This window comes from Streptacidiphilus jeojiense, from assembly GCF_000719095.1.
GTDB lineage: Bacteria > Actinomycetota > Actinomycetes > Streptomycetales > Streptomycetaceae > Streptacidiphilus > Streptacidiphilus jeojiensis.
In genome coordinates, this window is sequence record NZ_JOEH01000004.1 from 389,846 (window position 1) to 402,520 (window position 12,675).

The 12,675-nt window shown below is 72.6% G+C and carries 13 protein-coding genes; 9 read left to right on the plus strand and 4 right to left on the minus strand.

Annotated features, from left to right (window positions below; genetic code table 11):
* The first annotated feature begins 11 nt into the window (after positions 1-11).
* Entirely contained in the window at positions 12-1,346 is a 1,335-nt protein-coding gene (locus IF29_RS0106600; RefSeq protein ID WP_030250893.1) for a hemolysin family protein, read from the plus strand.
* Positions 1,347-1,507: 161 nt separating this feature from the next.
* Here IF29_RS0106600 and IF29_RS0106605 read toward each other — a convergent pair whose 3' ends face one another.
* Entirely contained in the window at positions 1,508-2,986 is a 1,479-nt protein-coding gene (locus IF29_RS0106605; protein WP_030250896.1) for an MFS transporter, read from the minus strand.
* A gap of 83 nt (positions 2,987-3,069) precedes the next feature.
* Here IF29_RS0106605 and IF29_RS0106610 point away from each other — a divergent pair, with 83 nt between their 5' ends.
* Together IF29_RS0106610 and IF29_RS0106615 are read left to right on the plus strand one after the other, a co-directional pair.
* Complete coding sequence (locus IF29_RS0106610) at positions 3,070-3,960, plus strand: helix-turn-helix transcriptional regulator (protein ID WP_030250898.1); 891 nt, start codon at positions 3,070-3,072, stop codon at positions 3,958-3,960.
* A 106-nt stretch (positions 3,961-4,066) separates the two neighbouring features.
* Positions 4,067-5,296, plus strand: a complete 1,230-nt coding sequence (locus IF29_RS0106615; RefSeq protein WP_084713652.1) for a M20 metallopeptidase family protein — start codon at positions 4,067-4,069, stop codon at positions 5,294-5,296.
* On the opposite strand, the gene IF29_RS0106620 is transcribed toward IF29_RS0106615, so the two are convergent.
* Positions 5,277-6,323 (minus strand): Lrp/AsnC family transcriptional regulator, encoded by a 1,047-nt coding sequence (locus tag IF29_RS0106620; protein ID WP_030250904.1) that lies wholly within the window; start codon positions 6,321-6,323, stop codon positions 5,277-5,279. The genes IF29_RS0106615 and IF29_RS0106620 overlap by 20 nt on opposite strands.
* A 173-nt stretch (positions 6,324-6,496) precedes the next feature.
* Here IF29_RS0106620 and IF29_RS0106625 point away from each other — a divergent pair, with 173 nt between their 5' ends.
* Positions 6,497-7,708 carry a M20 metallopeptidase family protein gene (locus tag IF29_RS0106625; RefSeq protein WP_030250906.1) on the plus strand — a complete coding sequence of 404 codons (1,212 nt, stop codon included), beginning with the start codon at positions 6,497-6,499 and terminating at the stop codon, positions 7,706-7,708.
* A gap of 43 nt (positions 7,709-7,751) precedes the next feature.
* Here IF29_RS0106625 and IF29_RS0106630 read toward each other — a convergent pair whose 3' ends face one another.
* A complete protein-coding gene (locus IF29_RS0106630; protein WP_030250910.1) occupies positions 7,752-8,630 on the minus strand; it encodes an LLM class flavin-dependent oxidoreductase in 879 nt (292 codons plus the stop codon).
* 154 nt (positions 8,631-8,784) lie between these two features.
* Here IF29_RS0106630 and IF29_RS0106635 point away from each other — a divergent pair, with 154 nt between their 5' ends.
* The 5 genes from IF29_RS0106635 (at position 8,785) to era (ending at position 11,610) form a co-directional block, all read left to right on the plus strand.
* On the plus strand, positions 8,785-9,219 hold the full coding sequence (locus IF29_RS0106635; RefSeq protein ID WP_030250912.1) for a nitroreductase/quinone reductase family protein: 435 nt from the start codon (positions 8,785-8,787) through the stop codon (positions 9,217-9,219).
* 31 nt (positions 9,220-9,250) lie between these two features.
* Positions 9,251-9,613 (plus strand): hypothetical protein, encoded by a 363-nt coding sequence (locus IF29_RS0106640; RefSeq protein ID WP_030250914.1) that lies wholly within the window; start codon positions 9,251-9,253, stop codon positions 9,611-9,613.
* A gap of 130 nt (positions 9,614-9,743) precedes the next feature.
* Positions 9,744-9,899, plus strand: coding sequence for a hypothetical protein (locus IF29_RS45860; protein ID WP_157623626.1), 156 nt, complete (start codon positions 9,744-9,746; stop codon positions 9,897-9,899).
* Between the two features lie 92 nt (positions 9,900-9,991).
* Complete coding sequence (locus IF29_RS0106650) at positions 9,992-10,573, plus strand: Uma2 family endonuclease (protein ID WP_030250916.1); 582 nt, start codon at positions 9,992-9,994, stop codon at positions 10,571-10,573.
* 41 nt (positions 10,574-10,614) lie between these two features.
* Entirely contained in the window at positions 10,615-11,610 is a 996-nt protein-coding gene (gene era / locus IF29_RS0106655) for a GTPase Era (protein ID WP_198037321.1), read from the plus strand.
* 27 nt (positions 11,611-11,637) lie between these two features.
* Here era and IF29_RS0106660 read toward each other — a convergent pair whose 3' ends face one another.
* Positions 11,638-12,669: a LacI family DNA-binding transcriptional regulator gene (locus IF29_RS0106660; RefSeq protein ID WP_030250921.1), complete on the minus strand. Its 1,032-nt coding sequence runs from the start codon at positions 12,667-12,669 to the stop codon at positions 11,638-11,640.
* Positions 12,670-12,675 lie beyond the last annotated feature (6 nt).

The window sequence follows — 12,675 nt, forward strand, 5'->3', positions numbered from 1 at the left end:
GGGCGCCGGAAATGAGCGGCAACAGTACCGGCTTCCTCGTCCTGGCCGTCCTGCTGGTGGTGTTCGCCTGGCTGGCCGCCTGCGCCGAGGCGGCCATCTCCCGGGTGTCCCGGTTCCGCGCCGAGGAGGCCGTCCGGCACGGCCGGCGCGGGGCCAAGGGGATGCTCACGGTGGCGGCGGAGCCGATCCGCTACCTGAACCTGGCCACGCTGATCCGGGTCACCTGCGAGATGGCCTCGGCCGTGCTGGTGACCGTGGTCTGCGTCCGCAGCTTCCACGAGACCTGGGCCGCGCTGCTGGTCGCCATCGGCGCGATGGTGCTGGTCTCCTACGTGGCCGTGGGCGTCTCGCCGCGCACCATCGGCCGCCAGCACCCGATGAACGTCTCCACCGCCGCCTCGGTGGTGCTGCTGCCGCTGAACCGGATCCTCGGCCCGATCCCGCAGCTGCTGATCCTGCTCGGCAACGCGCTCACCCCCGGCAAGGGCTTCCGCGAGGGCCCCTTCGCCTCGGAGGCGGAGCTGCGGGCGCTGGTCGACCTGGCCGAGAAGGACTCGCTGATCGAGGACGAGGAGCGCCGGATGGTGCACTCGGTCTTCGAGCTCGGCGACACCATCGTCCGCGAGGTGATGGTGCCGCGGACCGACCTGGTGATGATCGAACGTGAGAAGACGGTCCGTCAGGCGCTGACCCTGGCGCTGCGCAGCGGCTTCTCCCGGATGCCGGTGGTCGGCGAGAACGAGGACGACGTCGTCGGCATCGTCTACCTCAAGGACCTGGTCCGCCGCACCCACGTGAACCGGGAGGCCGAGAACGAGCCGGTCAGCTCGGTGATGCGGCAGGCCACCTACGTGCCGGACAGCAAGCCGGTGGCGGACCTGCTGCGGGAGATGCAGCGCGACCGCATCCACGTCGCCGTCGTCATCGACGAGTACGGCGGCACGGCCGGCCTGGTCACCATCGAGGACATCCTGGAGGAGATCGTCGGCGAGATCACCGACGAGTACGACCGGGAGTCGCCGCCGGTGGAGCAGCTCGACCACGGCGCGTTCCGGATCACCGCACGGCTTCCGGTCGAGGAGCTGGGCGAGCTGTTCGGCATCGAGCTGGAGGACGAGGACGTCGAGACGGTCGGCGGCCTGCTGGCCAAGGCCCTGGGCCGGGTCCCGATCCCGGGCTCCGGCGTCGAGGTCCCGGTGCCCGAGGACGAGGAACTCCCCATCAGCGCCATCCGCCTCACCGCCGAGAGCACCGCCGGCCGCCGCAATCGCATCGGCACCCTCCTCGCCGAACCGGTCCTCCGCGACTCCGACTTCGACGATGAGGAACGCCCCGAGTCCGATTGACGGTGCAGACCGCAGGTGGCTGGTCGCGCAGTTCCCCGCGCCCCTGTGTGCTGCAACTGAACCACCGTGAGCAAGGTTGCACCATCAGGGGCGCGGGGAACTGCGCGAGACGGCGGTAGAACCCGCCCTCGAACAGCTCCCCGCGCCCAGGACGGCACCCGTCACCGCCCCGCACGCCCCCGCAGCCCGACGCCGACCACCACCGCCAGCACCACGATCAACAGAGCGTCAACTCCGAGCCCCATCCGCACCCCGCCCAACGTCGCCTCGGCGACCGTCCGTCCCGCCGAGCGCAGCGCATCGCTCCGCGCCGAGGCCACCGCACTGAGCAGCGGGATCCCCACCGTCAGCCCCACCTGCTGGGTCGTGGTGACCAGACCCGTCGCCAACCCCTGCTCCTCGTCGGGCAGTCCCGACGTCGCCGTCACGCTGTAGGCGACGATCGACGACAGGTGTCCGACCGCCGCCACCGATCCCGCGACGGTGAAGACCCAGGTGCCCGAGCTGCCCTGACCGATCGTCAGCAGTACTGCGGTGAGCGCCCCCTGCAGCAGCAGCCCACCGACCAGGGTGCGGACGGCGCCGATCCGGGCGACCACCCGTGGTGCGACATTGCCGGTGATCGCGCAGGCGATCCCCAGCACCCCGAAGATCAGTCCGGTGGTCACCGGCGACATGCCGTTGACCTGCTGGAGGTACAGCGTCCCCAGGAAGATCACCGCGCTCATCATCGAGAAGGTGGTCAGCCCGGCCAGGTTGCCGAAGGCCACGCTCGGGCGGCGCAGGATCCGCAGTGAGACCAGCGGCTGCCGGGTCCGCGACTCGATCACGAAGAAGGCGCCCAGCAGGGCGACCGCCGCGACCAGCGACCCGATCACCGACGCGTCGCCGAACCCGGACTGCGCGGCCGTGGACAGCCCGTAGATCAGTGCCAGCAGGCCGCCGGTGACGGTGATCGCGCCGGGGACGTCGATCCGCTGCCGCACCTCGTTGCGCGACTCGGACAGCAGCAGCGGTGCGCCGACCAGCACCAGCAGACCCATGACGACATTGAGCGCCATGGTGGAACGCCAGGTCAGCGTCTCGGTCAGCACGCCGCCGAGGACCATGCCGAAGGTGAAGCCCAGGGCCATCAGGCTGCCCATGATGCCCAGCGCCCGGTCCCGCTCCGGCCCCTCCTTGAAGGTGGTGGTCAGCAGGGCCATCCCGGCGGGGACGATCGCCGCCGCCCCCAGGCCCTGCAGTGCCCGTCCGGCCAGGAACACGGCCGGCGACCAGGCCAGGGTGGCCAGCACCGAGGCCGCGGTGAACAGGCTCAGCCCGGTGATGAAGACCCTCCGGCGGCCGACGGTGTCGGCGATCCGTCCGAAGAGCAGCAGGAAGCCCCCGGAGGGCAGTGCGAAGGCGGTCATGCCCCACTGCAGGTTCGCCTGCGCCAGGTGCAGGTCGCGGCCCAGGCTGGGCAGCGCGATGTTCAGGATGGAGAAGTCCAGTGCCACCGCGAACTGGGCCGCGCACAGGAGGAAGAGGACCAGCCGGGCCCGGAGGGACAGCTTCGCCGCTGCCGGATCAGCCGCTGTCGGATCATCGACCGCCCCCGTCGGGGTGGTTGTGGTTGCCACTGTGGTTTCGATTGCCATGCCGTCCATACTTCGGCGATCTTCCGGGGGCTGGAGAGAGTGTGCTTATGCTGTTGGTACGACCACCAGGGAGGGGGAACCGCGTGGCTACGCCGGCGAACGCGGCCAACAGCAGCGCCGATGCCCGTCGCAGGGCGGATCTCCGTGAGTTTCTGATGAACCGTCGGGCCAGGGTCAGTCCCGCCGACGCGGGACTGCCGGACGGCGGCGCGCGGCGCCGCACCCCGGGGCTGCGCCGCGAGGAGGTCGCGGTGCTGGCCGGCGTCGGAGTGTCCTGGTACCAGTGGCTGGAGCAGGGCCGCGACATCACCGTCTCCGGGCAGGTGCTGGACTCGGTCGCCCGGGTGCTGAAGCTGGACGAGCCGGAACGCCGCCACCTCTACGTACTGGCCGGGCTGAACCCGCCGCTGCTGCGCGCAGCGCCGGGGCAGCAGCCGGCGTCGGCGGGCCTCACCCGGCTGATCGAGTCCTGGATGCCCTTCCCGGCACAGCTGGTCGACCGGTACTGGAACAACGTCGCCTTCAACGACGCCGTCTCCCTGGTCTTCGGCTACAAGCAGGAGTGCCGCAACTGCGTGGTCAACTTCTTCCTCGACCCGATCTACCGGGGTCGGCACCAGGGCTGGGAGGAGGACGCGGCCAAGGTCGTCGCCGAGTACCGGGCCGCGGCCGCCGAGTTCCCCGACGACGAGGGGTTCCGGGTGATCGTCGACGAACTGCGCGAGGCGAGCCCGCTGTTCGCGGAGCTCTGGGCACGCGGGGACGTCAGCCCGGCCGGCACCAGGATGAAGTACGTGGAGCACCCGACGGTGGGGCAGTTGGTCTTCGAGAGCACTCAGTTGAAGGTTCCGAACCGGCCCGACCTGATCGTCTCCCTGCACAATCCCGCGCCGGACACCGACACGGCGGCGAAGCTGGAGTGGCTGAGCTCGCCGGAGGCGCGCCGTGGATCTCTGCGGCAGGTCGCGGGCTGACGGCGGATCCCTGCGGCGCACGCCGCCTGGAGGCGGATCCGTGCACCGGCGCCGTGAACGGCCGGCCGGTGCCCAGGATGGGGGTCCCACCCCCTGAGGAGACGCCATGACCGAGGCAGCCGCCCATCCGCGCCACGCCGGACTCCGCGAGTCCGCCGCCCTGCTCCAGCCCGAACTGGTGGCCCTGCGCCGGGCCCTGCACCAGGAGCCGGAGATCGGCCTCGACCTGCCGCTGACCCAGGCCAAGGTGCTGGCCGCACTGGACGGGCTGCCGCTGGAGATCAGCCTCGGCAAGCAGCTCAGCTCGGTGACCGCGGTGCTGCGCGGGGCGCAGCCGGGTCCGACCGTGCTGCTCCGCGCCGACCTGGACGCGCTGCCGGTGCAGGAGACCAGCGGCCTGCCGTACGCCTCCACGGTTCCCGGGGCGATGCACGCCTGCGGCCACGACCTGCACACCGCCGGGCTGGTGGGCGCCGTCCGGCTGCTCTGCGAGCGGCGTGAGCAGCTGGCCGGGAACGTGGTCTTCATGTTCCAGCCGGGGGAGGAGGGCCAGGGCGGCGCCCGGATCATGATCGAGGAGGGCGTGCTCACGGCGGCCGGTGAGCCGCCGGTCGCCGCGTACGCGCTGCACGTCGGCGCCTCGGTGCTGCCGCACGGCTGGGTGGCCACCCGTCCGGGGCCGATCATGGCGGCCGCCGACAGCATGACCGTCACCGTGCGCGGGCGTGGCGGCCACGGCTCCAGCCCGCATCTCGCCCTGGACCCGATCCCGGCCGCCTGCGAGGCGGTGACCGCGCTGCAGACCATGGTGACCCGCCGCTTCGACGCCTTCGACCCGGTGGTGGTGACGGTGGGCAGCTTCCACGCGGGGACGGTCGGCAATGTCATCCCCGACGAGGCGGTCTTTGAGGTGACCATCCGCTCCTTCTCGCCCGAGGCGCGGAACCGGGTGCTGGCCGAGGCGCCGGCGGTGGTGCGCGGGGTCGCCGAGGCACACGGCATGCGCGTGCAGGCCGTGGTCGAGGAGGGCTACCCGGTCACCGTCAACGATCCCGGCCAGGCCGCCTACGTCGCCGAGGCGGCCCGGCAACTGCTGGGCCAGGAACGCTACATCGAGATGCCGCGGCCGGTGGCCGGGTCCGAGGACTTCGCCGTGATCGGCGACCACGTCCCCTCGGCCTACTTCATGCTCGGCGCCTGCCCGCCCGACCGCGATCCCTTCACCGCCGCCTACAACCACTCGCCGGAGGCCCTCTTCGACGACGCGGTGCTGGCCGACGGAGCGGCCCTGCTGGCCGAGTTGGCGCTGGGGCGGCTCAGCGGGCCGGAGGAGTAGCGGGGGAGCCGGGTCCGCACGGGGCCCACGGGTCGATCGGGACGTAGCCGGCGGCGCGTCCCTCACCGTCCATCAGCCGGCCCACCAGCTTGACGGTGCGCAGCGCCAACTGCCGCTCGCGGACCCGGACCTCCGGGAAGCGCCGGGCCAGCTGCTCCTCCAGCCGCCGCAGTTCCGGAAGATGACGGACCTTCAGATAGGTCGAGAGGTTGGCCGCGCCCACCGTCACCGCGCACATCCGTGCCTGCGGCAGCGCGGCGAACCACTCGGCGGCGGCGTCCAGGCGGTGGGCCGGCAGCTCCGACCAGAGGAACATCCCGATCGGATGCCCGGTCAGCCGGGGCGAGGCGTCGCAGCGCAGCACCAGCCGTCCGGAGTCCCGCAGTTCGGTCAGCCGCCGGCGCACCGTCGTCGGCGGCAGGCCGGTGCGCTGGGCCAGCTCCGCGTAGGGCATCCGGCCGTCCTCGCCCAGGGCGAGCAGCAGCGAGCGGTCCTCGACGATCTGGCGGCCCGGGGCCCGATCGAGCCGGACCGGTTGGGTGCCGGCGGCGGTGATGGCCTCCCGCTGCCCGGGGTCCAGGGCGCCGTCGTGCCAGCGGCTGCCCTCCCGGACGGTGCGCTCCACCAGCGACGTCCGGGTCCGCAGGACGCCGGGCACGGCGCCGATCCGGTCCAGCACGTAGCGGGTCAGCGCCTCGGGTTCGAGCGCCCCGACCGTCAGCACCAGGTCCGCGCCGCCGGTCACCACCTCGACGCTGGCGGCCTGCGGATCCTGAGCCAGCACGGCGGCGACGGCGCCGACCCGGTCGGCCAGGCACTCGACCTCGACCAGCGCCGTCAGCCCGAAGCCGAGGCGGTCGGTGGAGGGGTAGCAGGTCACCCAGGCGTCACCGGCGGCGTTGAGCCGCGCCCAGCGGCGCGACAGCGTCGCCGGGTCGACCCCCAGCGGGGCGGCCAGCCGGGACCAGGGCGCCCTGGGATCCATCCGCAGGGCGTCGACCAGGGCGAGGTCGAGCTCGTCGGTCATGGCCGGTACGGGTCCGTGCGGTGCGGGTTCGTGCGGTGCGGGTCCGTGCGGTGCTGGTTCATCGCGGCCCAGGTTAGCGACCGTCACGGCGGCCGACGACGGTCCGTGGCCGTGCGGTGGGAGGGGCCAGGCGGTAGTGACCCGGGCCGCGGTCCAGTGATACTCCTGACCCCATGACCTCCACCGCGCCACTGCCGCCCCTGCTCGAATCCGCCCGCCGTCTCCAGCCCGAGCTGGTCGCCCTGCGGCACGCCGTGCACCAGGACCCCGAGATCGGCCTGGAGCTCCCGCGCACCCAGGCCAAGGTGGTCGCCGCGCTCGAAGGGCTGCCGCTGGAGATCACCCTCGGCGAGAAGCTCGGCTCGGTCACCGCGGTGCTGCGCGGCGGCGCCGGGCCTGGCCCCACCGTCCTGCTGCGCGGCGACATGGACGCGCTGCCGGTGCAGGAGACCAGCGGACTGCCGTACGCCTCGGCCGTCCCCGGGGTGATGCACGCCTGCGGGCACGACCTGCACGTGGCCGGGCTGGTGGGCGCGGTCCGGCTGCTCTGCGAGCGGCGCGAGGAGATAGCCGGTGACGTGGTCTTCATGTTCCAGCCGGGCGAGGAGGGCCTCGGCGGCGCCAAGGTGATGCTGGACGAGGGGCTGCTGGCCGCCTCCGGCAGCACCCCGGTCGCCGCCTACGCACTGCACGTCTCCTCGGCGATGCCGCAGGGGCAGGTCCTCGGCCGTCGCAGCACGATCATGGCCGCGGCCGACACCCTCACCGTCACCATGCGCGGCCGCGGCGGCCACGGTTCGGCGCCGTCCTCCGCCCTGGACCCGGTCCCGGCGGCCTGCGAGGCGGTGCTGGCGCTGCAGACCATGGTGACCCGCCGCTTCAGCGTCTTCGACCCGGTCGTCCTCACCACCGGGCTGCTGCGCGCCGGGACCATCAACAACGTCATCCCGGACGACGCGTTCTTTGAGACCACCGTCCGCTCCTTCTCCCCGGAGGCGCGGGAGCGGGTGCGTGAGGAGTCGCTGCGGGTGGTGCGGGGCGTCGCCGAGTCGCACGGGCTGGAGATCGACGCCGTCTTCACCGACCTGTACCCGGTGACGGTGAACGACGGCGGCGAAGCCGCGTTCGTCGAGCAGACGGCCAAGTCCCTGCTCGGCGAGGACCGCTGGACGACGATGGAGCAGCCCCTGGCCGGTGCGGAGGACTTCTCCTACGTCGCCGAGCAGATCCCCTCCGGCTACTTCTTCCTCGGCGCCTGCGTGGACGGCCTGGACCCGGAGAGCGCCCCGTACAACCACTCGCCGGAGGCGGCCTTCGCCGACTCGGTCCTCGCCGACGGCGCCGCGCTGCTGGCCGAGCTGGCGCTGCGCCGGCTGCGTCGCTGAGCGGCGGCTGCGGGGATCGCTCGGCCGGCCGCGCTCCGGCCGGTCAGCCGCGCAGCTCCCTGACCGCCGCCTCGATCTGCCGGAACGGCTCCGGGCCGACCGCCCGCAGCACCACGGTGTCGGCGCCCGCCGCCCACAGCTCGCGCACCCGCGTGGCCGCTGTGGGCGCGGGGCCCGCCGCCGCGAACACGTCCTCGGGGGAGCGGCCGAGCCAGGCGGCGTGACCGTCCAGGGCGGGGCCGACCGTGGTCCGGAGCCGCTGCGGGTCGTCCTCGACGCAGAGGAAGGCGAACACGGTGAGATTGGGCCGCGCCGCCTTCGCGTCCCGGCCCTTGAGCATGTGCTGCATCGCGGATGACAGATCGTCGGGTCCGTGGCCCTCGGCGATGATCGCCCCGTCGGCGACGCGTCCCGCCAGCTCCAGCGAGCGCGGTCGCACCACCCCGGCCAGCACCTGCGGCACCACGGCGGGCGGGTGCACCAGCCGCACCCCGTCCAGGCTCACCTCGCGCCCCTGGAGCGTCACCTCCTCACCGCGCAGCAGCCCGCGCACGGCCTGCACCGTCTCCTCCAGCAGCGCCAGCGGACTGCGCGGGGCCGCACCGACCTGCTGCATCCACTCACCCACCCCGTGCCCGATCCCGGCCGTCAGCCGCCCGGGGAACATCCGCGCCAGCGCGCCCAGCTCCATCGCCAGCAGCGCGGGATTGCGCAACGGCGCGGGGGCGATCCCGATCCCCACCCGCAGCCGCTCGGTCACCGCGAGCGCGGCGGAGGCCGACGCGACCGAGCCGGTCCAGGTCAGGTCCTCGACCACCCACAGGTCGTCGACCCCCAGCGCCTCCACCTCCCGAGCGAACGGCAGCAGCCCCTCCGGTGCCCAGTCGCGGTCGTACATCACGCCGATCCGATGAGTCGTCATGGCGCGCACGCTATGCAGGGGGGCGGGCATTTATCAACGGGGTTGGGGGAGCGCGCTCCCCGGCGGGCGGGCAGGATGGTCACCGACCCGGCGCAGCTGCGGCCCGCGCCGGGTCCCAGGTCGAACCGATCGACGCGACAAGGGGATTGCCCGGATGGTGGACCAGGCACAGCGGCGTGAGTGGAACCAGAAGGTCATCGAGGAGTTCCGGGCCAACGGGGGTGTGGTGGGCGGCTCGTTCGCGGGGTCGGACCTGCTGCTGCTCACCACGCGTGGTGCGCGGAGCGGGGAGCAGCGGGTCTCGCCGTTGGCGGCGATCACGGCCGACGGGGGCGAGGGGCGCCGGTGGGCGGTGTTCGCGGCCAACGGCGGGCGGCCGACGCGGCCCGGGTGGTACTACAACCTGTCGGCCGATCCGGTGGTGACGGTGGAGGTCGGGACGGAGACCTTCCAGGCCGTGGCGGAGGACGCCACCGGCGCCGAGCGGGAGCAGCTGTGGGCGGTGATGCTGGAGCGGCTGCCGTCGTTGGACGACTTCCAGACCACGGCGCCCGGGCCGATCCCGGTGGTGGTGCTGACCAGGCGGTGAAGCGCCCCGGCCGGGCCTTATCCTCGGACGCATGAGCGACGAGGCAGCCACTGTGGACATCGATCCCGAGGACAAGAAGATCATCACCCTGGCGCGGTCGGTCCGGGCCCGCAACGGCGTGCCCGAGGGCGCAGCGGTGCGGGACGAGACCGGGCGCACCTACGTCGCCGGGTCGGTGGCCCTGGAGTCGCTGAGGCTCAGCGCGCTGCAGACGGCGGTGGCGATGGCCGTGGCCAGCGGGGCCAAGGGGCTGGAGGCCGCGGCCGTGGTCAGTGCGGCCGAGGCGGTGGCCGCCGACGACCTCGCCGCCGTACGGGACCTCGGCGGCGTCGGCACCCCGGTGCTGCTGGCCGGCCCGGACGGCACCCTGCGGCTCACCACCCCCGCGAGCTGAGCCTCCGCCGGACGCCTCCGCCGGACGCCTCCGCCGGACGCTCCGTCGAACGGACGTCTTGTCATCCGCCCCGACCCCGCTAGGGTGCGGGGCGGACGTCTTGCCGGGAATCACGCAGGGAAGGGGTGCCGTGGGGGGCATAGGTTTCGTCGCAGCGGTGCTGTTCGTGCTGATGGGGATGGGGCACTGGCAGGAGCACAGGAACCCGCTCTGGCTCGCCGTCTCGATCATCGTGGCGCTGTTCACCGTGGTGGGGGGCATAGGAGCGCTGTTCAAACGCAAGTAGTGCGTGCACGCTCCCTCGTTCGGGCGAATGATCGCCCGAGGCGACTGGGTACGCTGAGGGCATCGGCGAGGATTCCTCTCATGGGAGCACTGATGACCGTCGCACCTCGGCACGGGTGGCCGCGTCCGCCCGAGGGCGGCTGGACCGCCGACGACCTCGACCGGCTTCCCAACCTGCCTCCGCACACGGAGCTGCTCGACGGGAGCCTCGTCTTCATGAGTCCGCAGACCGCCTTTCACGAGCGGGCCATGCTGCTGCTCCAACTCGGCCTGTTCCGGACCGCTCCGGAGGACCTGGACGTGCGGCGCGAGATGACGGTCACGATCGGCCCGCGCAACCGCCCGGAGCCGGATCTGCTGGTCATCAAGGCCGATGCGTTGACGTCGTCCAAGCAGACCAGCTTCACGCCCGCTGATGTGATCCTTGTCGTAGAGGTGGTCTCCCCGGACTCCGAGGAGCGCGATCTGGGTGTGAAGCCGCGCAAGTACGCGGGTGCAGGGATCAGTCATTTCTGGCGAGTGGAGAACGAGGACGGTCTTCCGGTCGTCCACGTCTTCGAGCTGGAGCGGGCGACTGCCTCCTATGTGCCGATGGGCATCTTCCGTGATCACCTCGGGCTGCAGGTCCCGTTTCCGATCGACATCGACCTGACTGCGATGAACCGGCGGCCGTGAGGTCCCTGCGCTGACCTCATGGGCTTCCCCGATAGGGGAGAATGGTTCCCATGAGCTCTCGCCCCACCCAGCAGTCCGCCAGGCCCGCCTCCGCTGCCGACGACGACGCCCTTCTGGGGGCCCGCCCGCACCGGTCGGGCTTCGCCTGCTTCGTCGGGCGCCCCAACGCGGGGAAGTCCACTCTCACCAACGCCCTGGTCGGCACCAAGGTCGCGATCACCTCCGACCGGCCGCAGACCACCCGCCACACCGTCCGGGGCATCGTGCACCGCCCCGACGCCCAGCTGATCCTGGTGGACACCCCGGGGCTACACAAGCCGCGCACCCTGCTGGGCGAGCGGCTCAACGACGTGGTGCGCTCGACCTGGGCCGAGGTCGACGTGATCGGCTTCTGCCTCCCCGCCGACCAGAAGCTCGGCCCGGGTGACAAGTTCATCGCCAAGGAGCTCGCCGGGATCAAGCGGACCCCCAAGGTCGCCGTCGTCACCAAGACCGACCTGGTGGACTCCAAGCAGCTCGCCGAGCAGCTGATCGCCATCTCCCAGCTGGGCGCCGAGCTGGGCTTCGAGTGGGCCGAGATCGTCCCGGTCTCGGCGGTGGGCAACACCCAGGTGGAGCTGCTCGCGGACCTGCTGGTGCCGCTGCTGCCCGAGGGGCCGCTGCTCTACCCGGAGGGCGACCTCACCGACGAGCCCGAGCAGATCATGGTCGCCGAACTGATCCGTGAGGCCGCGCTGGAGGGCGTGCGGGACGAGCTGCCGCACTCGCTCGCCGTCGTGGTCGAGGAGATGCTGCCGCGCGAGGGGCGTCCGGAGGGCAGGCCGCTGCTGGACATCCACGCCAATGTCTACATCGAGCGGCAGAGCCAGAAGGCCATCGTCATCGGCTCCAAGGGCGCCAGGCTGAAGCACGTCGGCACGGTGGCGCGCCAGCAGATCGAGGCGCTGCTGGGCACCCCGGTCTTCCTGGACCTGCACGTCAAGGTCGCCAAGGACTGGCAGCGCGACCCCAAGCAGCTGCGCAAGCTGGGGTTCTGACGCCCCGTCGACGTCGGTCGCCCGCGGTCAGCCCGAGTCGCGGACCACGATCCTGGAGGTGGCCAGGTCGTGGACTTCCAGCGGGGCGTCCGGGTGCTGGATCAGCCGTTCGATCAGGTCGGCGAGGTTGCCTCCGCCCGGCGGGGTCTGCCGGACCGTGGTGAGCCGGGGGCGTAGCAGCCGGGACAGCATCACGTCGTCGGCGCCGACCACGGCCACGTCGGCGGGGACGCGCAGGCCGGCGTCCTGGAAGGCGCTCATCATCAGCATCGCGAACTCGTCGTTGTAGCTGAAGAGCGCCGTCAGGCCCAGTCCGGGCCAGCGGGCCGCCAGCTCCGCGGCGGCCGCCTCGGTGTAGTCGAGGTCCAGGCGGGCGACGGTGACCCCGCCGCCCGCCGAATCGGCTGCGGCGCGTACCCCGGCGAGCCGGGGGAGGCTGAAGAGGTCGAGGGCGTGGTCGGTGGGCACGATCACGCCGATGGAGCGGTGGCCCCGGCCGAGCAGGTGCTCGGCGGCGACCACGCCGACCTCCCGCTGGTCCATGAGCAGGGCGTGTGCGCCCGGGACCGGCGGGCCGCCGAGGGTGATCACCGCGCGGGTTCCGGAGCGCTTCAGCAGCTCGGCCGAGCGCGGGGTGAGCGAACCGCCCGGGCCGGCCAGGACGGCGGTCGGGCGCAGCTCGGCCCAGGCCCGCGCTGCGGACTCGCCCTGGTCGTTGCCGTCGCCCGCGTCGCCGTAGAGCACCACGGTGTAGCCGTGGGCGTGCAGCCCGGCGCGCAGTTCCGCGTAGAACTTGTTGAACAGCGGCCCGAAGGGGATGTCGGCGGCGGTCAGCAGCACGATGCCGCTGTGTCCGGCGCGCAGCGCGCGGGCCGCGGCGTGCGGGATGTAGCCGAGTTCGTCGGCCGCGGCGCGGACCCGCTGCCGGGTCTGCTCGCTGACCCGCCCGCCGGCGGTGTCGTTGAGCACGTACGACACGGTGGCCCGGGAGACGCCTGCCCGCCGGGCGACGTCGGCGCTGGTCGGAGAGCCGGTGCCGGCTGCTGATCGCTGTGTCATGTCAAT

What these genes read in the sequence shown, in the direction of transcription:
- era (WP_198037321.1), top strand. Translation starts at nt 10,615, where the DNA reads ATGGTTCCCATGAGCTCTCGCCCCACCCAGCAGTCCGCCAGGCCCGCC.
- IF29_RS0106660 (WP_030250921.1), bottom strand. Translation starts at nt 12,669, where the DNA reads ATGACACAGCGATCAGCAGCCGGCACCGGCTCTCCGACCAGCGCCGAC.
- IF29_RS0106625 (WP_030250906.1), top strand. Translation starts at nt 6,497, where the DNA reads ATGACCTCCACCGCGCCACTGCCGCCCCTGCTCGAATCCGCCCGCCGT.
- IF29_RS0106615 (WP_084713652.1), top strand. Translation starts at nt 4,067, where the DNA reads ATGACCGAGGCAGCCGCCCATCCGCGCCACGCCGGACTCCGCGAGTCC.
- IF29_RS0106630 (WP_030250910.1), bottom strand. Translation starts at nt 8,630, where the DNA reads ATGACGACTCATCGGATCGGCGTGATGTACGACCGCGACTGGGCACCG.
- IF29_RS0106640 (WP_030250914.1), top strand. Translation starts at nt 9,251, where the DNA reads ATGAGCGACGAGGCAGCCACTGTGGACATCGATCCCGAGGACAAGAAG.
- IF29_RS0106620 (WP_030250904.1), bottom strand. Translation starts at nt 6,323, where the DNA reads ATGACCGACGAGCTCGACCTCGCCCTGGTCGACGCCCTGCGGATGGAT.
- IF29_RS0106635 (WP_030250912.1), top strand. Translation starts at nt 8,785, where the DNA reads ATGGTGGACCAGGCACAGCGGCGTGAGTGGAACCAGAAGGTCATCGAG.
- IF29_RS0106605 (WP_030250896.1), bottom strand. Translation starts at nt 2,986, where the DNA reads ATGGCAATCGAAACCACAGTGGCAACCACAACCACCCCGACGGGGGCG.
- IF29_RS0106650 (WP_030250916.1), top strand. Translation starts at nt 9,992, where the DNA reads ATGACCGTCGCACCTCGGCACGGGTGGCCGCGTCCGCCCGAGGGCGGC.
- IF29_RS0106600 (WP_030250893.1), top strand. Translation starts at nt 12, where the DNA reads ATGAGCGGCAACAGTACCGGCTTCCTCGTCCTGGCCGTCCTGCTGGTG.